Here is a 24471-nt window from a genome sequence, read left to right as displayed (position 1 = left end):
CTTAATGATCGTTGTGAGCGGCTTTCGCGCGAGCGTCACGCCACTCCTGGGCCAGCACGGACCACACCTCGAGGTCGTGCCGCTCCCCACGATAGGGGTAGGCCTGGCGGCGGACGCCGTCGCGGGTCATCCCGAGCCGGCGGGCCACGTTCAGGCTGGCCGTGTTGCCGGCGGAGGCGATCCACTCGACCCGCTGGATCCCCCGCTGCTCCACCGCGTGGTCGATCAGGACCCGCACGGCCCGGGTGATCAGTCCGCGCCCGGTGGCGGCGGGTTCCAGCCAGCAGCCGACTTCGCAGTTCGCGCTCGCGGCGTCGAAGTTCAGCAGGAGCGCACCGCCCACCAGACGGCCGTCCAGCCACAGGCCGTGCAGCGAGCCGGTGTCGGCGGCCCGCATGTCGGCGTACCTCTGCAGCGCCTCCCGCGCGGTCGTCACGTCGACGGCCTTGGCGCCGAAGGGGACGTACCGGTTGATGAAGTCCCGGCCGCGCTGCAGGTGCGTCAGGAACTCCTCGGCGTGCCAGGGCTCCAGGGGGCGCAGCTCGGCGCCGTCGTCACCCAGCGATATCGCGTACATCCGGCCGTGGCTCCCTCTCCAGTTCCTCCATTGCCCCGGTGAGCCTCTCATGGGCGGTCCGGCACTCGGGCGGTTCGATGCTGATCCGCGGCAGGCGCCGGTCGAGCGCGCGGGGCAGCCACCAGTTGGCGCCGCCGAGCAGGTGCATGAGGGCGGGGACGAGGAGGGTGCGCAGGACGAAGGCGTCGAGGGCGACGGCGGCGGCGAGCGCGATGCCGAACATGGCGATCACCCGGTCGCCGCTGAGCACGAAGGCGAGGAAGACCGAGATCATGATGACGGCGGCCGAGTTGATGACCCGGCTGGTCTCGGCGAGGCCGACGCGGACCGCGCGCCGGTTGTCGCCGGTCTCCAGCCACTCCTCGTACATCCGGCTGACCAGGAAGACCTGGTAGTCCATGGAGAGGCCGAACAGCACCGACACCATGATCACGGGGAGGAAGGGCTCGATGGGCCCCGCGCGGCCGAGCCCCAGCAGCCCGCTCCCCCACCCCCACTGGAACACGGCCACGACGATCCCGAAGGCGGCGGCGACGGCCGCGACGTTCATCACGGCCGCCTTGAGCGGGATACCGACGGACCTGAACGCGAGCAGGAGCAGCAGACAGCCCAGGCCGATGACGACGCCGACGAACAGCGGGAGCTTGCCGACGATGACGTCCGCGAAGTCGTCGTAGCCGGCCGTGACCCCGCCGACGTGCACGTCGAGGGAGGTGCCGGCCTCCGCGCGGGGCAGCACCTCGGTGCGCAGCCGGTCGACGAGCTCACTGGTCCGCTGCGACTGCGGCGCGGACTCCGGTACGACGGTGAGGTACGCGGTGTGGCCGCCGGAGCCGAAGGTCACCGGGGTCACCGAGGCCACGCCCTCGGTGGTGCGCAGGGCGGTGTCGAGGTTGTCGAGGGCGAGCCGGTCCTCGCCGCCCTCGACGCGGGTCACCAGGGTCAGCGGACCGTTCACACCGGCGCCGAAACCCTCGGCGAGAAGGTCGTAGGCCTGGCGGGTGGTGGCCGACTTCGTGGCGTTGCCCTGGTCGGAGGTGCCCAGCCGGAGGGAGAAGGCGGGCAGGGCGAGAACGGCGATGACGACGAGGGCCGACGCGCCGAGCAGCTTGGGGTGGTGCTCCACGAACGCCGACCAGCGGGCGGCGAGTCCGGTCGGCAGCTCCGGCTGGGGCCCGTGTTCGGCGAGGTGGCGCCGTTCACGGCGGCTGAGGGCGCGCATGCCGATGAAGGACAGCAGGGCGGGCAGCAGGGTGACGGAGGCGGCGACCGTGAGGAGCACGGTCAGGGAGGCGGCGATCGCCACACCGTTGAGGAAGCTCAGCCGCAGGATCAGCATGCCGAGCAGGGCTATGCACACCGTGGCGCCGGCGAAGACGACCGCGCGTCCGGTGGTGGCGACGGCGTGGACCGCGGCCTCCGGGACGATGAGTCCCCGCTTCAGCCCGCGCCGGTGTCGGGTCACGATGAACAGCGCGTAGTCGATGCCGACGCCGAGCCCGATGAGCAGGCCGAGCATGGGCGCGAAGTCGGCGACGGTCATGGTGTGTCCGAGGAGCTCGATGCCCGCGTACGCGGTGCCGACGCCGACCAGGGCGGTGACGAGGGGCAGCGCCGAGGCGGCGAGCGAGCCGAAGGCGAGGAACAGCACGACCGCAGCGACGACCACTCCGACGATCTCGGCGAGATGCCCGCCGGAGGTCTCGGTGAGCCCGATCGCGGTGCCGCCCAGCTCGACCTGGAGTCCGTCGGTCCGGGCGGCTTCGGCGGCGTCGACGACGGCCCGCGCCTCGCCCTCGTCGATGTCCTCGGGGCGGTCCTCGAAGGTGACGGTGGCGTAGGCCGTGTGCCCGTCCTCGCTGATCCGTGTGGTGCCCTGGTCGTCGTAGGGGCCGGTGACGGAGGCCACGCCGGGCAGGCCGGCGATCTTGTCCAGCGTGCGGGTCATGGTGTGTGCGACGTCGGCGGCGCGGACGGAGCCCGGGGTGGTGTGCCAGACGACGGTGTCGCTGTCACCGCCGAGGGCCGGGAAGCCCTCTGTGAGCAGCTGGGTGGCGCGGCCGGACTCGGTGCCGGGGACCTCGTAGTCGTCGGAGTACGCGGAGCCGACGGCGAGCGCGGCGGTGGCGGTGCCGCCGAGAGCGAGGAGCCAGATCAGTACCGCCATGAGGCGGTGGTGAGCACACCAGCGTGCGAGGGCTGCCACTTGACGTGCTCCCGGAGGACGAATTGTGGGTCTTTTACCGGGAACAGTCGCGTCTGACCTGAAAAGCCCGCAAAGAACGTATGAGCGATGCCAGGCCACTCTCGCAGGGGAAGCTGATCGTTTGCCGCTTCACGGGTCTTTTCAGCAGGAGTGGGAGGCAGATCACAGGACAATGACGACCCGCATGTCAGCTGACGCCTCGCACAGCTGTACCAAGAACTCACGTTTGACAGGGAGAACACAGCAGGAGAAATTGCTGGGGTTCACCGACCCCGGGGGGGAATCATGACCATCCAAACTGCGCCGGAACGACCCGAAGAAACATCCGGTAAACAACCGTTACCGCCCGTCGTCTCCGCGAAGACCGCCCAGATGCCGCGCCTCGCGCTCGTCGACGGTCTGCGGCTCGTGGCAGCGCTCGCCGTCGCCTGCTTCCACTACCTCGGAACGACGAACACGGCCGTCTGGGGAGACTCACCCAGAGAGTTCGCGAACGTCGTCCACCGCGCCTCGCTGTACGGCTGGCTCGGCGTCGAGATGTTCTTCCTGATCAGCGGGTTCGTCATCTGCATGAGCGCGTGGGGGCGCACGGTCGGCGAGTTCGCGGTCTCCCGCCTCTCCCGGCTCTTTCCCGCGTACTGGGCCGTCCTCATTCTGATCGTCACGCGCGTCGCGCTGCTGCCGCAGCAGACCGACAACGTCCCGGCGGACATCCATCCGCGGGTCGTCGTCTCGAATCTCACGATGTTTCCCGCACCGCTGCACGTGGACATGCTCGCAGGCGTCGCCTGGACGCTCGACGTGGAAGCCCGGTTCTATCTGCTGATGGCCGTCATGCTGAAGTTCGGCGCGACCTACGAGCGGCTGCTGGGTTTCTGCACGGTGTGGCTGGTCGCCGCATACATCACTTACTCCACCCACAACAAGCTCCTGGACCAGTTCGTCGTGAGCAGCTACGCGGGGCTGTTCGTCGCCGGTATCGCGCTCTACCTGATGTGCCGCTTCGGCCAGAACCTGATGCTGTGGATGCTGCTCGGAATGGCGTGGGCGTATCAGCTCAGCGTGCTCCAGGTCCGGGTGAACTGGCATCTCACCGAGGCCGGGAGTACCAGGACGGTCTCCTGGAGCCTGTGCGCCCTGCTGCTGACGGCCTTCCTGGGAGTGCTGATGCTGGCCACCCTCGGCCCGCTGCGGAACATCCGCCGACGCTGGCTGGTGACCGCCGGCGCGCTCACCTACCCCTTCTACCTGGTGCACATGACCATCGGCTTCCCGTTCGCCAAGGGGCTGACGCGGCATGTGCCCGCCCTCGGCCACTGGGGGAACATCGCCGTCACGATGACCGCGATGCTGCTTCTGTCGTACGCGCTCCATCGCTGGGTCGAGGGGCCGCTGGGACGACGGATGCGCAAGGGGCTGATGCGGGGCCTGACGGCGGCGCGAAGGCCCAAGGAGACGGTGTCGGTGTCCTGAAAGGGGCGCCGTCGGTGTGCCGGCCGGTGTCCTGAAAGGGGCTTGTGCCCGGGGGCCGGTCAGTCGGCCTGGTCCCCGAACGCCATCACCGTCACCCCCACGATGAGCAGCCACAGCGCGCGCCTCGTGCGCCCCCGGGAGCCGAGGAACGCGGCGAGGGCGCAGAAAACGGCGCCAAGGGCGTAGGCGGCGGGGACGACGGCCCGGGCCGAGGCGGCGAGCCGCATCAGGGCGGCGGCGAGGCCGGCCAGCGCGAGCAGGACTCCGGTGCCGGTCGCCGTCCAGCGGGCCCGGCGGGCGTTCCCGACGGAGTCGGTGTCGTCGTCGTGTACATCCATCGGGTGGGGCGTGGTCACGCGTATGTCGTCCCTGGCGTCGGTGTCGGCATGTCCGCTCATGGCGCGGCAGCGTAGTGCCTCGCCATCAGAAGTACGGCCCGCTCCCGGGTTTCACTCACACCCCCGCCTGCCCCCCCACGCGCCCGGACAGCCGTACGGCCCCGGAGGCGCGTACCTCCGGGGCCGTACGAGAGCAAGGGCTCAGCCCTCGCTGACGCCCAGCTTCTCCAGGATCAGCTCCTTGACGCGGGCGGCGTCGGCCTGGCCACGCGTGGCCTTCATCACGGCGCCGACCAGAGCGCCGGCCGCGGCCAGCTTGCCGCTGCGGATCTTGTCGGCGATGCCCGGGTTGCCGGCGATGGCCTCGTCGACAGCCGTGCCCAGCGCCGAGTCGTCGGAGACGACCTTCAGGCCGCGCTTGTCGACGACCTCGTCGGGGCCGCCCTCGCCCGCGAGGACGCCCTCGATGACCTGGCGGGCCAGCTTGTCGTTCAGGTCGCCCCCCAGTACCAGCTCGGCGACCCGGGCGACCTGCTGCGGCGTGATGGCCAGCTCGTCGATCGGCAGGCCCGACTCGTTGGCGCTGCGGGCCAGTTCGCCCATCCACCACTTGCGGGCGGAGGCCGCGTCGGCGCCGGCGTCGATCGTGGCGAGGATCAGGTCCAGCGCGCCGGCGTTCAGGATCGACTGCATGTCGTTGGCGGAGATGCCCCACTCGGCGACCAGTCGGTTGCGGCGGGCCAGCGGCAGCTCCGGCAGCCCGGCGCGGATCTCCTCGACCCACTCACGGGACGGGGCGACCGGGACCAGGTCGGGCTCCGGGAAGTACCGGTAGTCCTCGGCCTCCTCCTTCACGCGGCCCGAGGTCGTGGACCCGGTGTCCTCGTGGAAGTGGCGGGTCTCCTGGATGATCGTGCCGCCGCCGTTCAGGACGGCCGCGTGCCGCTGGATCTCGAACCGGGCCGCACGCTCCACGGACCGCAGCGAGTTCACGTTCTTCGTCTCGGAGCGCGTGCCGAACTTCTCCCGGCCGTGCGGGCGCAGCGACAGGTTGACGTCGCAGCGCATCTGGCCCATCTCCATGCGGGCTTCGGAGACGCCGAGCGCCTTGATGACCTCGCGCAGCTCACGCACGTACGCCCGGGCGACCTCGGGGGCACGCTCGCCCGCGCCCTCGATGGGCTTGGTGACGATCTCGATGAGCGGGATGCCGGCCCGGTTGTAGTCGAGCAGGGAGTGGGACGCGCCGTGGATACGGCCGGTGGCGCCGCCGACGTGCGTCGACTTGCCGGTGTCCTCCTCCATGTGGGCGCGCTCGATCTGCACCCGGAAGGTCTCGCCGTCCTCCAGCTGCACGTCGAGGTAGCCGTCGAAGGCGATCGGCTCGTCGTACTGGGAGGTCTGGAAGTTCTTCGGCATGTCCGGATAGAAGTAGTTCTTCCGGGCGAAGCGGCACCACTCGGCGATCTCGCAGTTCAGCGCGAGACCGATCTTGATCGCCGACTCGATGCCGATCGCGTTGACGACCGGTAGCGCGCCGGGCAGGCCGAGGCAGGTGGGACAGGTCTGCGTGTTGGCGCCCTGACCGAGTTCGGTCGAGCAGCCGCAGAACATCTTGGTCCTGGTGCCGAGTTCGACATGGACCTCGAGGCCCATGACGGGGTCGTACGACGCCAGCGCGTCCTCGTACGACACCAGGTCGGTCGTGATGGTCACGGTGAAACTTCCCTCTCAGCCCAGCAGGACGTCGTCGTCGCCCAGCCGCTTCAGCTCGCGGTACAGGATGGCGAGGCCGGTGACGATGGCGACGGCGGACACGGTGGCGTCGATCAGGACCAGCGTGTCCTTCTCGGCACGGGCCTTCTTCAGCCGCTTGGCGACGCCGATCGCGCCGAAGGCGGTGCCGGCGATGGACAGGTACGTGCCGGACTTGGACTTCTTGAAGCCCTTGGCCTTGTTCAGTGCACTCACAGCGACGGAGCCTCCTCGATGAGCGGGTGACCCCACCTTTCCACGAAGGCGGCCTCGACGGCGGCGCCGACCTTGTACAGACGGTCGTCCTTCAGCGCCGGGGCGATGATCTGCAGACCGACCGGGAGGTTGTCCTCCGGGGCGAGACCGCAGGGCAGCGACATGGCCGCGTTGCCCGCGAGGTTGGTCGGGATGGTGCACAGGTCGGCCAGGTACATCGCCATCGGGTCGTCGGCGCGCTCGCCGATCGCGAAGGCGGTGGTCGGCGTCGTCGGCGAGACGATCACGTCGACCTGCTCGAAGGCCTTCTCGAAGTCCCGCGTGATGAGCGTGCGGACCTTCTGCGCGGAGCCGTAGTAGGCGTCGTAGTAGCCCGAGCTCAGGGCGTACGTGCCGAGCATGATGCGGCGCTTGACCTCGGGGCCGAAGCCCGCCTCACGGGTGAGGGAGGTGACGTCCTCGGCCGAGCGGGTGCCGTCGTCGCCGGTGCGGCGGCCGTAGCGCAGGCCGTCGAAGCGGGCGAGGTTGGAGGAGCACTCGGACGGCGCGATCAGGTAGTACGCCGACAGCGCGAGGTCGAAGGACGGGCAGTCCAGCTCGACGATCTCGGCGCCCAGCTCCTTCAGCAGCGCGACGGACTCGTCGAACCGCTGGATGACGCCGGCCTGGTAGCCCTCGCCGCGGAACTGCTTGACGACGCCGACGCGCATGCCGTCGACGCTGCCGTCGCGGGCGGCCTCGACGACGGGCGGGACGGGCGCGTCGATCGACGTCGAGTCCAGCGGGTCGTGCCCGGCGATGACCTCGTGCAGCAGCGCCGCGTCCAGGACCGTGCGGGCGCAGGGGCCGCCCTGGTCGAGGGAGGACGAGAAGGCGACCATGCCGTAGCGGGAGACCGCGCCGTACGTCGGCTTCACGCCGACCGTGCCGGTTACGGCGGCCGGCTGGCGGATGGAGCCGCCGGTGTCGGTGCCGATGGCGAGCGGCGCCTGGAAGGAGGCGAGCGCGGCGGACGAACCGCCGCCGGAGCCGCCCGGGATCTTGGTGAGGTCCCAGGGGTTGCCGGTCGGGCCGTAGGCGCTGTTCTCGGTGGAGGACCCCATGGCGAACTCGTCCATGTTGGTCTTGCCGAGGATGACGACGTCGGCGGCCTTCAGCCGCTTGGTGACCGTCGCGTCGTACGGCGGGATCCAGCCCTCGAGGATCTTCGAGCCGACGGTCGTCGGGATGCCCTCGGTGGTGAAGATGTCCTTGAGCGCGAGCGGGACGCCGGCCAGCGGGCCGAGCCTCTCGCCCCGCTCCCGCTTCTCGTCGACGGCGCGGGCCTGTGCGAGAGCGCCCTCGCGGTCGACGTGCAGGAAGGCGTGCACCTTCTCGTCGACGGCCTCGATACGGGCCAGGTGGGCCTCGGTGACCTGGACGGCCGTCAGCTCGCCGGAGGCGATCTTCTCGGCGGTCTCGGCGGCGGTGAGCCTGATGATGGTGACGTTGTCCGTCATGGCGGTTAGTCCTCCCCCAGGATCTGCGGCACCTTGAAACGCTGCTGCTCCTGGGCCGGGGCGCCGGAGAGCGCCTGCTCGGGGGTGAGCGACGGACGGACCTCGTCCGCCCGCATGACGTTGGTCAGCGGGAGCGGGTGCGAGGTCGGCGGTACGTCTTGGTCGGCGACCTCGCTGACGCGGGCGACCGCGCCGATGATGTCGTCCAGCTGTCCCGCGAAGTGTTCGAGCTCTTCGGGCTTCAGCTCCAGACGCGCCAGCCGGGCGAGGTGGGCGACCTCCTCGCGCGTGATGCCAGGCATGCAGCGTTCCTCTGGGGTGGAGTGAGTGTGTGGTCTGGGGCCAATCCTAGGGTGCTGGGCCCCGTGCCCGTGAAACGCTTCCTCACCGGCCCGCTGGAGCTGCGCGTCCACGCCGGCGAGAGGTGCTTGCCCACGCCCGCGAGAGCCGGCCGTCCGCGCCCCGTGAGAACCGCCCGTCCATGACCCGCGAGAGCCGGCCGTCCGCGCCCCGCGAGGGCTTCTGCCTGTTCGCGGCTGCAGGAGCTGCCCGTCGGCTGCCGCGAGAGCTGTCCCTCCGCCGCCGCGAGAGCCGGCCGTCCGCGCCCCGGTGAGGGCTGCTCGTCCGCGGGCCGCGAGAGCGTTGTCCGCGGCTCGTGGGGGCTACTCCTCGGTGGCGGCCGCCGGCAGCGCGGCCCGCGGGCGCTGCCAGCCGCGCGCGCCTCTGGCCCGCAGCCACGCCGTCGTCTCGTCCGCCGGCATGGCGGCCGCCACCAGCCAGCCCTGCACGGCGTCGCAGCCCAGGTCGCGCAGGCGTTCCCAGGTCTCGTCGTCCTCGACGCCCTCGGCGACGACCAGGAGCCCCAGGGAATGCGCGAGGTCGACGGTGCAGCGCACGATCTCCGCGTCCTCGGCGTCGACGGCCAGCCGCGCCACGAAGGAGCGGTCGATCTTCAGCTCGCTCACCGGCAGCCGCCGCAGGTGCACCAGGGAGGAGTAGCCGGTGCCGAAGTCGTCGAGGGACATCTTCACGCCGTGGCCGGTCAGTGCGTTGAGGGTGTCGGCGGCGCGCTGCGGGTCCTCCAGGAGGACGTGTTCGGTGATCTCCAGTTGGAGCGCGCCCGCGGGCACTCCGTGCCGGGCGAGACGCGCCGCGACCGATCCCGCGAAGCCCGGCGTGTGGACGTCGCGCGGGGAGACGTTGACCGCGACCGGCACGAACAGCCCTTGGGCCCGCCACCGGGCGACCTGGCCGAGCGCCGTGTCCAGCACATACTCGGTGAGGTGCGGCATCAGCCCGGACGACTCGGCGATGGCGATGAACTCGTCCGGCGGGACCTTCCCGCGCTCCGGGTGCACCCAGCGGACCAGGGCCTCCAGCCCGGCCACCTGTCCGTCGAAGCGGACCTTCGGCTGGTAGTGCAGTTGCACCTCGTGCGCGTCGAGGGCGCGCCGCAGGTCGCCCAGCAGGCCGAGCCGGTCGGGGGTGTTGGAGTCGCGTTTGGACTCGTACACCTCGACTCCGGTGCGGTCCCGCTTGGCCTGGTACATCGCCACGTCGGCCCGGCGCAGCATGCCCTCGGCGTCGAGTGCGTGGTCGGGGAAGACGGCGACGCCCGCGCTGGCCTCCAGGACGAGGGTGAGTCCGTCGAGGTCGAGCGGCGAGCTGAGGTCGGAGACCAGGCTGCGGGCGACCCGGGTCGCCGAGGTCGTGGAGTCGGCGACGGGCAGTAAGACGGCGAACTCGTCCCCGCCGAGCCGGGCGACCTCCGCGCCGCGCGGGAGGGCGAGCTTCAGCCGGTCGGCGATCTGGAGCAGCAGCCGGTCACCGGCGAGGTGTCCGAGGGTGTCGTTGACCGAGCGGAAGCGGTCGAGGTCGATCAGCATCAGGGCGGACCGGGCGCCGATGCGCTCGGCGTCGTCCAGGGCGGTCCAGATCCGCTCCAGGAGCCACTGGCGGTTGGGCAGACCGGTGAGCGGGTCGCGCAGCTGCTCCTCGGCGCGGGCTCGGGCCATCCACAGGGTGGAGTCGAGGGCGATGAGCGGGATGGCGAACAGCGGCAGCAGGATCGGCTTGGCGACGGCCACCACGCAGATGAGCGGGGCGATGCCGAGCAGGGCGACGGCGACCAGGCCCTGTCTGACCAGGGCGGTGCGGGCGACGGTGGGCAGTCCGCCGACGCGGGGGGCGTTCAGGTACCAGAGCAGGACGCGGGTGACGGCGAGGTAGGCGACGGCCACCAGGACCACCTGCGGGCCGGTGTAGACCGTCCAACTGCCGGGGGTCCAGGGATGTTCCACGGACGGTATCCGTCCGCAGGCGGCCAGCAGCAGGGCGCCCGCGCCGATGCCGAGGACGTCCACCGCGCCGTGCAGGACGCCCTGCCGCCAGCGGTGGCGCCGGGCTATGCCGACCAGGACGACGACGGTGAGGCTGACCAGGCCGGCCGGCACCCACCCGTACAGCAGCAGCACGGCGAGGGTGAGGGCGGCGCCGGAGCCGGTGCCGCCCCACCAGCGGGCCGGGCCGAGGAGGACCAGGTGGCCGACGACGACGCCGGCGAGGACGGCCAGCGCCCAGCCGGTCGTGCCGGACGGGAAGAGGGCGTGGTGGTCGGCGTAGGCGCGGGAGAACCCGGCGCCGAGGACGAGGGCGGCCGCCGTGACGACCGACGTGGGCAGGGTGGGCCAGGACGGCCGTCGGTCGGCTTCGGCGCCGGGCGCCCCGGGGGGCAGGGCGGCGAGGCCGCCGGCGAGAACGGGGCGCGGGGTGGGGTGCGGCAGGTAGGTCTCCGCGGCCGGCCGCCGTTCGGAGCGCCCCGCCCACCGGTTCCCCCGCCGGTTCCCCCACCGGACGCCGGCGACCCGGCGCCGGCGCAGCCATGACTCCGGGGCGGCGCTCTCGGTCGGTTCCATTCCCGTCCCTCTCACAGCCGGCGGTGCCCACGCCACGCGGCCCGTTGCCCTGACAACCCCGGGCACGGCAGGCGCACGTCTCAACAGTAGGCCGCAGAAGGCTTCCACGGGCAGCGGTCGTCGACGGTTGCCCGAATGCGCCCCGGCCACCCGTATGCATCTGGTATGCGCCAATCGGGTGGCCTTCAACCGCCGACGCGCCTACTCCTCGGCGGAAAGCGCCACTTCAGCCGCCGCTTCGGGCCCTTGTTCCAGCAGGACGGCGAAGCCGTCCTCGTTCAGAACAGGAACCTTAAGCTGCATAGCCTTGTCGTATTTCGATCCAGGACTGTCACCCACAACGACGAAAGATGTCTTTTTCGAAACCGAACCGGTCACCTTCGCCCCGCGGGTCTGCAGGGCATCCTTGGCGCCGTCGCGGGTGAAGCGCTCCAGCGTGCCGGTGACGACGACCGTCAGACCCTCCAGGGGACGCGGGCCCTCGTCCTCCCCGGAGCTCTCCTCCTCCATGCGGACGCCGGCGGCCTTCCACTTGCGGAGGATCTCCTGGTGCCATTCCTCGGCGAACCACTCCTTGAGCGAGGCCGCGATGATGGCGCCGACTCCGTCGGTGTTCGCCAGCTCCTCCTCGGTCGCCTGCTCGATCCGCTCGATCGAGCGGAACTCGCGCGCCAGCGCCTCGGCCGCGACAGGGCCGACGTGCCGGATCGAGAGTCCGGTGAGGACACGCGCCAGCGGGCGCTCCTTGGCCGCCGCGATGTTCTCCAGCATGGCGATCGCGTTCTTCCGCGGCTCGCCCTGCTGGTTGGCGAAGACCGTGGCGATCTTCTCCTCGCCCGTCTTCGGGTCCCGCTTGGGCAGACCGCTGTCCTGGTCGAGGACGTAGGCCCGGATGGGCAGCAGCCGGTCGACGGTGAGATCGAACAGGTCGCCCTCGTCGGTCAGCGGCGGCTGCTGCGGCTCGAGCGGGCGGGTGAGGGCGGCCGCGGCGACGTAACCGAACTGCTCGATGTCCAGCGCCTTGCGGCCCGCCAGGTAGAACAGGCGCTCCCGGAGCTGGGCCGGGCAGCTGCGGGCGTTGGGACAGCGCAGGTCGACGTCGCCCTCCTTCATCGGCCGCAGCGGTGTCTCGCATTCCGGGCACTCGGCGGGCATCACGAACTCGCGCTCGCTGCCGTCGCGCAGGTCGACGACCGGGCCGAGGATCTCCGGGATCACGTCACCGGCCTTGCGCAACACCACGGTGTCGCCGATCAGCACGCCCTTGGCCTTGACGACGTCCTGGTTGTGCAGGGTGGCGAACTCGACCTCGGAGCCGGCCACCGTCACCGGCTCCACCTGGGCGTACGGCGTCACGCGGCCGGTGCGGCCGACGCCCACGCGGATGTTGACGAGGCGGGTGTTGACCTCCTCCGGCGCGTACTTGTAGGCGATCGCCCACCGCGGCGCGCGGGCCGTGGAGCCGAGTCGGCCCTGCAGACGGATCTCGTCGAGCTTGACGACCACCCCGTCGATCTCGTGCGCCACCGAGTGCCGGTTCTCGCCGTAGTACGCGATGAACGCCCGTACCCCGTCGAGGTCGCCGACCACCTTGTTGTGCGGGGAGGTGGGCAGGCCCCAGGACTCAAGGAGGTCGTAGGCCTCGGAGAGGCGGTTCAGGCCCTCGTAGCCCTCCAGGGCGCCGATGCCGTGCACGACCATGTGCAGCGGGCGGGAGGCGGTGACACGCGGGTCCTTCTGGCGCAGCGAACCGGCCGCCGCGTTGCGCGGGTTGGCGAACGGCTTGTCGCCGGTCTCGACCAGACGGGCGTTGAGCTCCTCGAACTTCTCCATCGGGAAGAACACCTCGCCGCGGATCTCCACGAGGGTGGGCACCCCGTCGCCCGTGAGACGCTCCGGGATGTCGGCGATGGTCCGCACGTTGGGCGTGATGTCCTCGCCCGTACGGCCGTCGCCGCGGGTCGCCGCGCGCGTGAGCCGGCCGTTCTCGTAGGTCAGGTTGACGGCCAGGCCGTCCACCTTGAGCTCGCACAGGAAGTGGTACGCGGAGGCCCCGACGTCCCGGTGGACGCGCTCGGCCCACGCGGCCAGCTCCAGGTCGTCGAAGGCGTTGTCGAGCGACAGCATCCGCTCGCGGTGCTGGACGGCCGTGAACTCCGTGGCGTACGCGCCCGCGACCTTCTGGGTCGGGGAGTCGGGCGTGCGCAGCTCGGGGTACTCCTCCTCCAGGGCCTCGAGGGCGCGCAGCAGCCGGTCGAACTCCGCGTCGCTGACGACGGGAGCGTCCTTCACGTAGTACCGGAAGCGGTGCTCCTCGATCTGCTCGGCGAGTTGCGCGTGCTGCTCCCGCGCCTCGCTGGGCACCGTCGTCTCCGCCTGCCTGTCGCCGGCCACCGTGTGTCCTCCCGTCACTCAGGGTCGTCCGCGAGGGATCTCGCCGCCCGGACGCAGTGGGCGAGGGCCCGGCGGGCGTATCCGGGGGAAGCGCCCGCGAGGCCGCACGACGGCGTCAGCGTGACCGCCTCCGCGAGGAGCTCCGGTCGCAGCCCCAGTCGGCGCCACAGCGTCCTGACACCCATGACGCTACCGGCAGGGTCTGACAATGGGGTGTCCACGCCCGGCACGACACCGGCGAAGAGCCGGGTGCCCGCCTCGACCGCCTCGCCGATCACGTCGTCGTCACGTTCGGTGAGGAGCGAGAAGTCGAAGGAGACCGCCGCCGCGCCGGACCGGCGCAGGAGGGCGAAGGGGACGTCCGGCGCGCACGAGTGGACCACGACGGGCCCGTCGCCGTGCACCCCGACGACGTCCCGGAGCGTGCCCTCCACGACCTGCCGGTCGACCGCACGATGCGTGCGGTAGCCGCTGGCGCTCCGCACGTGACCACGGAGCACGGCGGTGAGGGAGGGCTCGTCGAGCTGGAGCACGACGTCCGCGCCGGGCACCCGGCGGCGCACCTCGGCGAGGTGGACGCGCAGGCCCTCGGCGAGGGAGCCGGCGAGATCGCGGCAGGCCCCGGGGTCGGAGAGGGCCGCCTCGCCGCTCCTGAGCTCCAGTGCGGCGGCGAGAGTCCACGGCCCGACCGCCTGGACCTTCAGCTGCCCCTCGTAGCCCTGCGTGTGCTCCTCCAGCGCGTCGAGGTCCTCCCGCAGCCAGGACCGGGCCCGTTTGGTGTCCCGGCCCGGCCGGTCGCCGATCCGCCAGCCGCTGGGCTCCACGCGCGCGTACAGCTCGACGAGCAGGCCCGCGGTGCGGCCGATCATGTCCGCGCCGGGTCCACGGGCCGGCAGCTCGGCGAGGAAGGGGAAGTCCTCGAAGGACCCGGTGACGGTCTTGGCGGCCTCGCGGGCGTCGCCGCCCGGCAGGGAGCCGACGCCGGTGGCCGGGGCGAAACTGAAGTCTGCTTTCACGGGTGAAGCGTACGTAGCGCGACGGACCGTCAGCGCCCCGGCCGTACCGTCAGGTCGTTGATCTCTGCGTCCCTCGGAAGGTCGAGCGCCGTCAGGATCGTGGTGGCCACCGACTCGGGGTCGATCCAGGCGGCGGGGTCGTACTCCTTGCCCTCCTGCTGGTGCACCTTGGCCTGCATGGGGCTGGCCGTGCGGCCGGGGTAGACGGAGGTGACGCGGACGCCGCCCCCGTGCTCCTCGGCCCGCAGCGAGTCGGCGAGGGCCTTCAGGCCGTGCTTGGAGGCGGCGTACGCGGACCAGCCGGCGCTCGCGCTCAGGCCCGCGCCCGAGTTGACGAACAGCACGTGGCCGCGCGCGGCGCGCAGTTGCGGCAGGAAGTGCCGGGTCAGCTCCGCGGGGGCGATCAGGTTGACGTTGAGCTGGTGCCGCCAGGACTTCGGAGTGAGCTCGCCGACCGGGCCGAGATCGACCACTCCGGCGATGTGCAGGAGGGAGTCCACCCGGTCGGGGAGGCTCTGGTGGGAGAAGGCCCAGCTCAGCTTGTCGGGGTCGGCGAGATCGCCGACGAGCGTCCGCGCGCCGGGGAACTCCGCCGCGAGTTCCTTGCCGCGGCCGGCGTCGCGCGCGTGCAGCACGAGTTCGTCCCCGCGCGCGTGCAGACGGCGGGCGACGGCCGCGCCGATGCCGGATCCCGCTCCGGTGATCACATGAGTAGCCATGCCCGCCATGCTCGCATCATCGCCGGGTCGTTCGTCGCGGGAAGAAGCGCGGCCCCGTGAGCGCTGACGTGACATGAGCCGAGGACACACGATCACGATCGAGCGGGACGACCGGCACGTCAGGGTCGTTCATGACGGCCAGGTGCTGGCCGAGACCGACCGGGCGCTCGTCCTGCGCGAGACCGGTTGTCCGGCGCGGTACTACATCCCCGCCGAGGACGTCCGGCTCGACGCGCTGACACCCTCCGACACGCACACCTACTGCCCCTTCAAGGGAACGGCGTCCTACTGGTCGCTGCCGGGCGCGGCCGACCTCGTCTGGGCCTATCCGGATCCGAAGCCGGACGTCGCACAGATCAAGAACCACCTCTGCTTCTACGAAGCCGAGGTGTCGTAGGGCGATGAGGGCCGCGCCGTGCGGCAGTCTGCACAGGCATGGACAAGAAGACGATTTCCCGCGACGGCACCGAACTCGCGTACTCGCGCGCCGGACAGGGTCCCGCGCTCATCCTCGTGAGCGGGGCGATGTCCACGGGCGGCACCGTGGCGCCCCTGGCCGGGCTGCTCGCCGACCGCTTCACCGTCCTCTGGTACGACCGCCGGGGCCGCGGCGAGAGCGGCGACACGGCGCCGTACGCGGTGGAGCGCGAGGTCGAGGACCTGGGCGCCCTGGTGGAGGCGGCGGGCGGCGAGGCAGCGCTGTACGGCGTCTCGTCCGGCGGGGCGCTCGTGCTGGAGGCGGCGGCGGCCGGGCTGCCGGTGCGCCGGGTGGCCGTCTACGAGACGCCGTTCGCCGTCGACGAGGAGGGGACGCGGGAGCGCGCCGCGTACACGGCGGCCCTGACCGAGGCGCTCGCGCAGGGGCGGCGCGGGGACGCGGTCGAGCTGTTCCTGCGCTTGACGGGACTGGCCGAGGAGATGATCCAGGGCGCCCGCAGGTCGCCCATGTGGGCGGGGATGGAGGCCGTCGCGCCGACCCTCGCCTACGACGACGCCGTCATGGGCGGCGGGCCGGCGCCCCGGGAGCGGCTGGCGTCGGTCGGCGTGCCGGTGCTGGCAGTGGCGGGCGAGGCGAGCCCGCCCTGGCTGCGCGAGGCGGTGCGCACCGTCGCGGAGGCGGTGCCCCGCGGGACGTACCGGACGCTGGAAGGCCAGTCCCACATGGTCGACCCGAACGTCCTCGCGCCCGTGCTGGCGGAGTTCTTCTCCGCGCGGGACTGACGGTCGGGCCCGCCCCTCGCGGTGGGTCAGGTCACTCCGGCCACGGTCAGGGGATCCAGGCGACGGTCAGGCCACTCCGTATCGGCAGCCACGGTCAGGGGATCCGGGCGGCGGTCAGGCCACCCCTGCCGCCGTGCGCACGGTCGACGCGATGGTGGCGGAGCCGACCACGCGCGTGCCGTCGTACAGCACGATCGCCTGGCCGGGGGCCACACCCCGGACCGGCTCGGTGAACGTGACCTCGAGGCGGCCGTCGACGAGTTCGGCGGCCACCTCGGTCTCGCCGCCGTGGGCGCGCAGCTGGGCCGTGTAGACGCCGGGGCCGGTGGGGGCGGCGCCGCACCAGCGGGGCTTGATCGCGGTCAGCGCGCCGACGTCGAGGGAGGCGGCCGGGCCGACCGTCACCGTGTTGTTCACCGGGGAGATGTCCAGGACGTAGCGCGGCTTGCCGTCGGCGGCCGGGGTGCCGATGCGCAGGCCCTTGCGCTGGCCGACGGTGAAGCCGTACGCGCCCTCGTGGGTGCCGATCTTCGCGCCGGACTCGTCGACGATGTCGCCCTCGGCCCGGCCCAGCCGCTGGGCGAGGAAGCCCTGGGTGTCGCCGTCGGCGATGAAGCAGATGTCATGGGAGTCGGGCTTCTTGGCGACGGCGAGGCCCCGGCGCTCGGCCTCGGCGCGGATCTCGTCCTTGGTCGTGACCGTGTCGCCGAGGGGGAAGAGCGCGTGGGCGAGCTGCCGGTCGTCCAGCACGCCGAGGACGTACGACTGGTCCTTCGCCATGTCGGAGGCGCGGTGCAGTTCGCGCGTGCCGTCCTCACGGACCAGCACCTTCGCGTAGTGGCCGGTGCACACCGCGTCGAAGCCGAGCGCGAGCGCCTTGTCGAGCAGCGCGGCGAACTTGATCTTCTCGTTGCAGCGCAGGCAGGGGTTGGGCGTGCGGCCTGCCTCGTACTCGGCGACGAAGTCGTCGACGACGTCCTCGCGGAAACGGTCGGCGAGGTCCCAGACGTAGAACGGGATGCCGATGACGTCGGCGGCGCGGCGGGCGTCGCGGGAGTCCTCGATCGTGCAGCAGCCCCGCGCGCCGGTGCGGAACGACTGCGGGTTCGCGGAGAGCGCGAGGTGGACGCCGGTCACGTCGTGACCGGCTTCCGCGGCGCGGGCGGCGGCGACGGCGGAGTCGACCCCGCCGGACATGGCGGCGAGCACGCGAAGGGGGCGGGTGGGCTGCGAGGTCTCAGTCATAACCCTTTCAGGGTACGGGGCGCCGGGAACCCGGGCCCTCGGGTATCCGTTGACGATCTCGAGGGGCCGGACCTGTCCGACGGATCGGTCCGAGGAAGGACAGGTCATGGGGGCGACACGAGGTGACTCCGATCGGCGGATCGGCCGGCGCGCGCTGCTGATCGGCGGCGTGGCGGCTGCGGTCGGCACGGGCGTGCTGGCGCGTGAGGAGCTGACGCGGCTGTACTGGCGGCTGCCCGGCGTGCGCCGCCGGCGGGTGGAGGGCGCGGTGGACTTCGGGGGCGCGCGCTGGGTGCCGGCGTCGGAGGCGAACTTCCGCTGGGCGGACCGGCCGGACGACTACGGGATAGACATGGTCGTCATCCACGTCACCCAGGGGGACCTGGGGAGCGCGGTGAAGGCGTTCGAGGACCCGGGGCACCGTGCGGCGGCGCACTACATCGTCGGCAGGGACGGCCGCGTCACGCAGATGGTCCGCGAGTTGGACGTGGCGTACCACGCGGGCAACCGCTCCTACAACGAGCGCAGTGTGGGCATCGAGCACGAGGGGTTCGTCGACCGCCCGCAGGATTTCACGGACGTGATGTACGCGTCGTCCGCCCGGCTGACCGCCGCGGTCTGCCGGCGCTACGACATACCCGTGGACCGGGAGCACATCATCGGGCACGTGGAGGTGCCGGGCACGGACCACACCGATCCCGGCGAGCACTGGGACTGGAAGCGGTACCTGCGGCTCGTCGCCGCGGCGCACGCGGCCGCCGCCTGACGCTTCGCACGGCTCACGTCACCTGGGTACGTGTGTCACGTCAGGCCCGCCGCGCGAGCCCGCTCGACGGCCGGGCCGATGGCCTTGGCCACCGCTTCCACGTCGGCCTCGGTGGAGGTGTGGCCGAGGGAGAAGCGCAGGGTGCCGCGGGCCAGGTCGGGGTCGACGCCGGTGGCCAGCAGCACATGGCTGGGCTGGGCCACGCCGGCGGTGCAGGCGGAGCCGGTGGAGCACTCGATGCCCTGGGCGTCCAGGAGCAGCAGCAGCGAGTCGCCCTCGCAGCCCGGGAAGGTGAAGTGGGCGTTGGCCGGCAGCCGGTCCACGGGGTCGCCGCCGAGGATCGCGTCCGGGACGGCCGCGCGCACGGCGTCGATCAGGGTGTCGCGCAGCGCGCCGATCTCCCGGGCGAACCACTCGCGCTGCTCGGCGGCGAGACGTCCGGCGACCGCGAAGGAGGCGATCGCGGGGACGTCGAGGGTGCCGGATCGGACATGCCGCTCCTGCCCACCGCCGTGCAGGACGGGCACGGGGGTGTGCTCGCGGCCCAGCAGCAGGGCGCCGATGCCGTACGGTCCGCCGATCTTGTGACCGGAGACCGTCATGGCGGCGAGCCCGGAGGCGGCGAAATCGACGGGAACCTGGCCGAAGGCCTGCACCGCGTCGGCGTGCAGTGGGACGTCGAACTCGGCTGCCACGTCGGCCAGTTCACGGACCGGCAGGATCGTGCCGATCTCGTTGTTGGCCCACATCACGGTGGCCAGCGCGACGTCATGGGGGTTGCGTGCGATCGCGTCGCGAAGGGCGTCGGGATGGACCCGCCCCTCGGCGTCGACGGGCAGGTACTCGACCGTGGCGCCCTCGTGCTCGCCGAGCCAGTGCACGGCGTCGAGCACGGCGTGGTGCTCGACGGGGCTGGCCAGGACACGGGTGCGGGCCGGGTCGGCGGCGCGGCGGGACCAGTACAGGCCTTTGACCGCGAGGTTGTCGGCCTCGGTGCCGCCGGAGGTGAAGACGACCTCGCTGGGGCGGGCGCCGAGCGCTTCCGCGAGGGTCTCACGGGCTTCCTCGACCGTGCGGCGGGCCTGTCGGCCGGCTGCGTGGAGGGAGGAGGCGTTACCGGTGATGCTCAGGTGCGCGGTGAGCGCCTCGACCGCCTCGGGGAGCATCGGCGTGGTCGCGGCGTGGTCGAGGTATGCCATGGTGGCCTGATTCTACGGGGGCCGGGTGGCGCGCCTCGCTCAGGTGCGGTCGCAGGTGCGAGCGCGGCGGTCAGAAGCTCCAGGAGACCGTCGAGTCGGCCTGCATGAACGCGACCAGGACCAGCAGGTCGGCGACGCCCAGCGCGAGACCGAGGTAGGCGCGGCCGCGGCGGGCGGTGCCGCGCCAGAGGGCCACGGCCGCGAGGACCACGGCGATGGGGCCGAGGAAGACGTTGAGGACGAGCAGGCCCAGCAGGCCCAGGATGAAGGACGCGACGGCCATGCCGTCGGCGTCCCGGACGCCGGTGCGACGTGTGGCCGGTGCGGTGAGTTGCATGGTCGGTCAGCTCCTGTCGATCAGTGGGGGGCGGTTCGCGGGAAGGACGGTCAGTGGGCCGAGGTGCGTCGGCGGCCGTGGCGCTCGCGGAGCGCGAAGATGCCGAGCCAGCCGGCGATCACGACGGCGGCGACCAGCGTGAAGGCGAACGGCGCATGGGCGACGGTGCCCAGGACGGCGCCGAACAGCAGCAGTGCGGCGACGAGGAACAGCATGGGACGAACCCCCTTCGGGGCGGCATTCGGCCGCCCATGTGATTTTTCGGTGAACAGTTGTGGTTACACCTGTTCACTGACTCAAGAGTCTAGCCCGCCTCCCGGCTTTCCAATTACGGAGAACAGTTGTTAACTGGATGACATGAGTCACACGCTCGGCATCCGTCAGGCGCAGAAGCAGAAGACCCGGCAGTCGCTCCTGGACGCGGCCTTGCTGCTGCTCGAGGAGCAGAGCCTGAGCAGCCTGGGCCTGCGCGAAGTCACCCGGGCCGTCGGGGTGGCCCCGACCGCCTTCTACCGGCACTTCCGCTCCACCGCGGATCTGGGCGTGGCCCTGGTCGAGGAGGCGCTGGGCAGTCTGCACCCGATGATCCGCACCACCGTGACCACGGCCGACACCAGTGCCGAACGCATCACGCGCGCTGTCGAGTTGATAGCCGGTCATGTGACCGCGTACCCCGCTCACGTCCGATTCATCGCCCGTGAGCGACATGGCGGGGTCCAGCCGGTGCGGGAGGCGATCCGGGAGCAACTGGGCCGGTTCGCCGACGAGGTGAGGGCCGAGCTGGCCAAGGACGCCGAGGCCGAGGGCTGGAGCGACGACGACCTGTTGATGCTCTCGCACCTCTATGTCGACCAGATGCTCATCACGGCCTCCTTGTTCCTGGAGTCCCTGGAGGCCTCACCGGAGGAGCGGGAACGGGTCGGCAGGATGGCGGCCCGTCAGATGCGGCTCATCAGCATCGGCCGCCACCACTGGCTGGACTGAGCGTGGCGGCAACGCACCGGGCGACGCACGGGGGCGGCGCAACCCGTTCCCGGATGCGCCGCCCCCGTTGCCGCCCGCCGGCGGTCAGCCCTGCTGCTGCGCCTGCTGACCCTGCTGCTGACCGCCCTGCTGCCCCTGGCCGCCGCCCGGGCCGCCACAGCCGCCGCCCTGCCCACCGGGGCCTCCCTGGCCACCGCCGCCCGGGGCGCCGCTGGGAGCGCCGCTCGGGGCGCCCGACGGGACACCGGTCGGGGCACCGGTCGGGGCACCGGTCGGGGCACCGGTCGGGGCCCCCGTCGGCCGCCCCGAAACCGCATCGGTCGGCGCACCCGACGGAGCACCGCTCGGCGCCCCGCTCGGCATCCCGGAGGCGTTGCCGGACGGCGCCTGGCACGACTGCTGCCCGGAATTGCCGCTGTTCGGGTTCGAGGAGTTCGAGGAGGAGTCGCCCGAGCCGCAGGCCACCAGGGCGAGGGGCGAGAGCGCCAGCAGCGCCACCGCGGGGACGAGACGGACGGACATCAGCGCACGCTTCATGAGAGACAGCTCCAGGGAGGACGAGGAGAACCTGAGGCGGGCACTCAACCAACGGCGCCTGGGGCTTTCTTGAGGCTCCTCTGTCCGCTGCCTGTCATCCGGGTAAAGCGCCCCCCAAGCAGGGCCTCAAGTAGGTCCTCGGGCAGGGCCTTCGACCTGGGAGTTCGGCCGAAGGGTCCGCTCGGCGGCCGCACAGCGCGCTGGTACAGCTCCGTGACACGGACGGTCAGCCGAGCCTGGCCCTCGCCAACTGTCGCGACTGCGCGACCAGCCGGTCCGCGCTGTCCCAGACCTCGGCGTCCTCCTCCAGGAAGCCGCCCGCGAGGTTGCGGGTGACGATGGAGACGCGCAGCGGTCCCGGAGCCGGACGGCAGCGGATGTGGACGGTCAGCTCCACCGTGGGGACCCAGCCGCGCAGCCCGATCTCGAACGCGGTCGGCGGCAGGGCGTCCACCGCGAGCAGGAGGGAGAGCGGGTCGGGTTCGCGGCCGTCCTTCAGCCCGAACCAGGCCCGCATCTCGCCCCGGCCGGACGGCTGCCCGAGTGCCCAGCCGAGGGTCGACGGGTCGAGCTTGAGCATCAGCCGGTCGACGATGGCGGAGCTGCCGTCCACGGGGGCCGGACCGTCCTCGGAGCCGAAGCACTGGTCGATCGGCGGGATCACCGGGGGCTTCGCCGTCGTGCGGACGTCGTCCGGGAGCGCGTCCAAGTCGCCGTAGGAGGCGAGGACGCGGATCCGCTCGACCTCGGCGCCGTTCTCGTCGTACTGGAAGAGCGAGGCCTGGCCGGTCGACAGGGTGCGGCCGGAGCGGACGACGTCCGTGCGGACGGTCGCGGGGCCGGGCTGTGACGCGGTGAGGTAGTGCGCCGAGATCGTGAACGGGTCGTCGTGCGGCAGGGCGTCCGCGAGCGCGCGGCCGAGGACGGCGAGGAGGTAGCCGCCATTGACGGCACTGATGATCGTCCAGCCGGCCGAGAGGTCGATGTCGTAGACACCGGGCGCGCGTCGGGTGAGTGCGGTGTCGCGGTCGAACTCGCTGTCGCCGATCGAGGCCGTGACAAGGGCGGTGGAGGCCCGCTCGGCCGCCGCGATAGCTGCTTCTGGCATGCCTGAACGGTACAGCAAGTGATTACTAAGCGGTAGCTTTGCCAGGCGGGCCGATGCGCGCCCAGAGCGAGGACACGGTCTGAGACGGCAAATTTCTCGGAAAGCGTCCGGACTCGCCCGTAACCTCGCCGCCGTTGGATCCCTCTGCAAGGACATGAGCCTCACCGGGACTCCGTTCCTCTACACCCTGATCGTCGTGGCCCTGCTCGCCGTCGCGCTGCCGCTGCTGCTGTGGTCGCGGATGCGCGGACCGCGGCTGCTGCGCGTCGCGGCCCGGATGCTGATGCTGCTGTTCGCCCAGGGCACCGCCGTCGCCCTGGTCTTCGTCCTCGTCAACAACGCCAACAGCCTGTACGACACCTGGGACGACCTGCTGGGCACCGGCACCCATGTGCAGCAGGCCGCCGACCTGGGCGCCGACGGCACCGGCGGCATCGCGATCGACCGACTGCCCAAGGTCAGACAGCGGTTCGAGCAGGCGACCGGGCCCGGGATGCGCGCGTCCGACGGGGTGCGCGTCACCCGGCTCGAGGGGCAGGTCTCGGGCGTGAACGCCGAGGTCTACGTCTGGCTGCCCCCGCAGTACGACGATCCCGCCTACGCGCACCGCTCCTTCCCCGTGGTGGAGCTGCTGCCGGGCTACCCGGGCTCCCCCAAGTCCTGGTACGGGTCGCTGCGCGTCCAAGAGCGACTGGCCCCGCTGATGCGCTCGGGCGAGGTCGCGCCGTTCATCCTGGTCGCGCCGCGCACCACTCTGCTGCCGGGCGTGGACACCGGCTGCGCCAACGTCCCGCACGTCGTCAACGCGGACAGCTGGCTCAGCATCGACGTGCCGAAGATGGTCAGGGACAACTTCCGGGCCCAGCCGGCGCCCACGGGCTGGGCGGTGGCCGGGTACTCGGCGGGGGCCCACTGCGCGGTCAAGCTCGCCGTCGCCCACCCCGACCGCTTCGCGGCGGCGGTGAGCCTGTCCGGGTACAGCGACCCGATCGGCCAGCGCTACTCCCTCGCGGCCAAGAGCCCGTCCCTGCGCCGGGCCAACAACCCCTATCTGCTGCTGCGCCAGGCCGTCGTGCCGCCCGCCGTGGCCCTGTACCTCTCCGGTCAGCCGCAGGACGGCTACGAGGAGGCCCTGGCCCTGCGGAAGGCGGCGAAGGCGCCGACGACGGTGCACGTCGTGTACTTCCCGAAGAACGCGGGCGGCCACACCATGGCGCTGTGGCGGCCCCAGGTCGTGCCGGCGTTCCGCTGGCTGACCCTGCAGATGGAGCAGAGCCCCGACGGCGGGGGCCGGGCCACCGGCCGTCCTACTCCTCCCGCACCGTCGAGCGACGGTTCCAGGCGCGAGGCGCTCGCCAGTGGAACCGCATCGCCAGAAGCCGCAGCACGAAAGCGGTGACCGACGCCACCCCGCTGGCCAGCGGGGTGAGCACGTCGTAGCGGATGCAGAGCGCCACCATGGCGGCGCCGACGATCGCCGGGACCGCGTACAGGTCGCGGTCCCAGCGCAGCAGCGAGGGCACCTCGTTGGCGAGCACGTCGCGCAGCACACCGCCGCCCACCGCGGTGGCGAGCCCCAGCGCGGCCGACGCGGTGAGGCCGAGCCCATAGTCGTACGCTTTCGTCGTCCCCGTGACGCAGAACAGGCCGAGGCCGGCCGCGTCGAAGACGTTGACGCCGGTCTGGATCCGCTCCACCTGCGGATGCAGGAAGACGACGAGCAGGGCGGCGAACAGCGGCGTGAGGAAGTACCCCAGGTCGGTGAAGGCGGCCGGGGGCACGGCCCCGATGACAAGGTCCCGGAACAGCCCGCCGCCGAGCGCGGTGACCTCGGCGAGCGTGGCGATGCCGAACACGTCGAAATTCTTGCGGACGGCGAGCAGCGCCCCCGAGATGGCGAACACGAAGATGCCGAACAGGTCGAGGGTGTGCTGGACGGAAGGGCTGAAGATCTGCTGGAACACCC

General features: G+C 71.8%; 24 protein-coding genes. 6 read left to right on the top strand and 18 right to left on the bottom strand.

From position 1 onward, the window contains the following. Window position 1 precedes the first annotated feature (1 nt). Window positions 2-577: a GNAT family N-acetyltransferase gene (locus QA802_RS29205; protein WP_319171076.1), complete on the bottom strand. Its 576-nt coding sequence runs from the start codon at window positions 575-577 to the stop codon at window positions 2-4. Next, complete coding sequence (locus tag QA802_RS29200; RefSeq protein WP_334528662.1) at window positions 555-2783, bottom strand: MMPL family transporter; 2229 nt, start codon at window positions 2781-2783, stop codon at window positions 555-557. Before QA802_RS29200 ends, QA802_RS29205 begins: the two co-directional genes overlap by 23 nt. A gap of 372 nt (window positions 2784-3155) precedes the next feature. Between QA802_RS29200 and QA802_RS29195 the strand changes: the two genes are divergently transcribed. Further along, window positions 3156-4256: an acyltransferase family protein gene (locus tag QA802_RS29195; RefSeq protein WP_334528659.1), complete on the top strand. Its 1101-nt coding sequence runs from the start codon at window positions 3156-3158 to the stop codon at window positions 4254-4256. A gap of 59 nt (window positions 4257-4315) precedes the next feature. On the opposite strand, the gene QA802_RS29190 is transcribed toward QA802_RS29195, so the two are convergent. The 9 genes from QA802_RS29190 to QA802_RS29150 form a co-directional block, all read right to left on the bottom strand. Beyond that, a complete protein-coding gene (locus QA802_RS29190) occupies window positions 4316-4594 on the bottom strand; it encodes a hypothetical protein (protein WP_334534972.1) in 279 nt (92 codons plus the stop codon). 201 nt (window positions 4595-4795) lie between these two features. Next, on the bottom strand, window positions 4796-6310 hold the full coding sequence (gene gatB / locus QA802_RS29185; RefSeq protein ID WP_319171079.1) for an Asp-tRNA(Asn)/Glu-tRNA(Gln) amidotransferase subunit GatB: 1515 nt from the start codon (window positions 6308-6310) through the stop codon (window positions 4796-4798). Between the two features lie 15 nt (window positions 6311-6325). Continuing rightward, a complete protein-coding gene (locus QA802_RS29180) occupies window positions 6326-6565 on the bottom strand; it encodes a hypothetical protein (RefSeq protein WP_069770484.1) in 240 nt (79 codons plus the stop codon). Next, window positions 6562-8064 (bottom strand): Asp-tRNA(Asn)/Glu-tRNA(Gln) amidotransferase subunit GatA, encoded by a 1503-nt coding sequence (gatA, locus tag QA802_RS29175; protein WP_334528656.1) that lies wholly within the window; start codon window positions 8062-8064, stop codon window positions 6562-6564. Before gatA ends, QA802_RS29180 begins: the two co-directional genes overlap by 4 nt. A 5-nt stretch (window positions 8065-8069) precedes the next feature. Then, a complete protein-coding gene (gene gatC, locus QA802_RS29170; protein ID WP_007384860.1) occupies window positions 8070-8366 on the bottom strand; it encodes an Asp-tRNA(Asn)/Glu-tRNA(Gln) amidotransferase subunit GatC in 297 nt (98 codons plus the stop codon). Between the two features lie 360 nt (window positions 8367-8726). Continuing rightward, window positions 8727-10979, bottom strand: coding sequence for a putative bifunctional diguanylate cyclase/phosphodiesterase (locus tag QA802_RS29165; protein WP_334528654.1), 2253 nt, complete (start codon window positions 10977-10979; stop codon window positions 8727-8729). Window positions 10980-11180: 201 nt separating this feature from the next. Then, window positions 11181-13373: an NAD-dependent DNA ligase LigA gene (ligA, locus tag QA802_RS29160; protein WP_334528652.1), complete on the bottom strand. Its 2193-nt coding sequence runs from the start codon at window positions 13371-13373 to the stop codon at window positions 11181-11183. Between the two features lie 14 nt (window positions 13374-13387). Beyond that, window positions 13388-14389, bottom strand: coding sequence for a methionine synthase (locus QA802_RS29155; RefSeq protein WP_334528649.1), 1002 nt, complete (start codon window positions 14387-14389; stop codon window positions 13388-13390). Between the two features lie 29 nt (window positions 14390-14418). Further along, window positions 14419-15117 (bottom strand): SDR family oxidoreductase, encoded by a 699-nt coding sequence (locus tag QA802_RS29150; RefSeq protein WP_319171084.1) that lies wholly within the window; start codon window positions 15115-15117, stop codon window positions 14419-14421. Window positions 15118-15181: 64 nt separating this feature from the next. Here QA802_RS29150 and QA802_RS29145 point away from each other — a divergent pair, with 64 nt between their 5' ends. After that, window positions 15182-15505, top strand: coding sequence for a DUF427 domain-containing protein (locus tag QA802_RS29145; protein WP_334528645.1), 324 nt, complete (start codon window positions 15182-15184; stop codon window positions 15503-15505). 38 nt (window positions 15506-15543) lie between these two features. Then, window positions 15544-16329 (top strand): alpha/beta fold hydrolase, encoded by a 786-nt coding sequence (locus QA802_RS29140; protein ID WP_334528642.1) that lies wholly within the window; start codon window positions 15544-15546, stop codon window positions 16327-16329. Between the two features lie 114 nt (window positions 16330-16443). Here QA802_RS29140 and mnmA read toward each other — a convergent pair whose 3' ends face one another. Next, entirely contained in the window at window positions 16444-17574 is a 1131-nt protein-coding gene (mnmA, locus tag QA802_RS29135) for a tRNA 2-thiouridine(34) synthase MnmA (protein WP_334528639.1), read from the bottom strand. Window positions 17575-17680: 106 nt separating this feature from the next. Here mnmA and QA802_RS29130 point away from each other — a divergent pair, with 106 nt between their 5' ends. Next, window positions 17681-18340, top strand: a complete 660-nt coding sequence (locus tag QA802_RS29130) for an N-acetylmuramoyl-L-alanine amidase (protein WP_334528636.1) — start codon at window positions 17681-17683, stop codon at window positions 18338-18340. Between the two features lie 35 nt (window positions 18341-18375). Here QA802_RS29130 and QA802_RS29125 read toward each other — a convergent pair whose 3' ends face one another. The 3 genes from QA802_RS29125 to QA802_RS29115 all read right to left on the bottom strand — a co-directional run bounded on the left by QA802_RS29125 (window position 18376) and on the right by QA802_RS29115 (window position 20091). Beyond that, on the bottom strand, window positions 18376-19539 hold the full coding sequence (locus QA802_RS29125) for a cysteine desulfurase family protein (protein WP_334528633.1): 1164 nt from the start codon (window positions 19537-19539) through the stop codon (window positions 18376-18378). 70 nt (window positions 19540-19609) lie between these two features. Continuing rightward, window positions 19610-19876 (bottom strand): DUF4190 domain-containing protein, encoded by a 267-nt coding sequence (locus QA802_RS29120; RefSeq protein ID WP_319171089.1) that lies wholly within the window; start codon window positions 19874-19876, stop codon window positions 19610-19612. 50 nt (window positions 19877-19926) lie between these two features. Next, the gene (locus QA802_RS29115) at window positions 19927-20091 is read right to left on the bottom strand and encodes a hypothetical protein (protein ID WP_319171090.1); all 165 of its coding nucleotides are present in this window, start codon (window positions 20089-20091) and stop codon (window positions 19927-19929) included. A 142-nt stretch (window positions 20092-20233) separates the two neighbouring features. Between QA802_RS29115 and QA802_RS29110 the strand changes: the two genes are divergently transcribed. After that, window positions 20234-20860 carry a TetR family transcriptional regulator gene (locus QA802_RS29110; RefSeq protein WP_319171091.1) on the top strand — a complete coding sequence of 209 codons (627 nt, stop codon included), beginning with the start codon at window positions 20234-20236 and terminating at the stop codon, window positions 20858-20860. A gap of 84 nt (window positions 20861-20944) precedes the next feature. Here the strand turns inward: QA802_RS29110 and QA802_RS29105 are convergent, their stop codons facing one another. Both QA802_RS29105 and QA802_RS29100 read right to left on the bottom strand, forming a co-directional pair. Further along, window positions 20945-21397, bottom strand: a complete 453-nt coding sequence (locus QA802_RS29105) for a PT domain-containing protein (RefSeq protein ID WP_334528629.1) — start codon at window positions 21395-21397, stop codon at window positions 20945-20947. Window positions 21398-21623: 226 nt separating this feature from the next. Further along, window positions 21624-22505: a thioesterase family protein gene (locus QA802_RS29100; RefSeq protein WP_334528626.1), complete on the bottom strand. Its 882-nt coding sequence runs from the start codon at window positions 22503-22505 to the stop codon at window positions 21624-21626. 154 nt (window positions 22506-22659) lie between these two features. Here QA802_RS29100 and QA802_RS29095 point away from each other — a divergent pair, with 154 nt between their 5' ends. Continuing rightward, the gene (locus tag QA802_RS29095) at window positions 22660-23904 is read left to right on the top strand and encodes an alpha/beta hydrolase (RefSeq protein WP_334528623.1); all 1245 of its coding nucleotides are present in this window, start codon (window positions 22660-22662) and stop codon (window positions 23902-23904) included. Here QA802_RS29095 and QA802_RS29090 read toward each other — a convergent pair. Next, complete coding sequence (locus QA802_RS29090) at window positions 23813-24469, bottom strand: trimeric intracellular cation channel family protein (protein ID WP_334528621.1); 657 nt, start codon at window positions 24467-24469, stop codon at window positions 23813-23815. The genes QA802_RS29095 and QA802_RS29090 overlap by 92 nt on opposite strands. Window positions 24470-24471 lie beyond the last annotated feature (2 nt).

Origin of the sequence: Streptomyces sp. B21-105, assembly GCF_036898465.1 — a bacterium.
In the GTDB taxonomy this organism is placed as follows: Bacteria; Actinomycetota; Actinomycetes; order Streptomycetales; family Streptomycetaceae; genus Streptomyces.
This window is presented reverse-complemented; position numbering and strand designations above follow the sequence as displayed.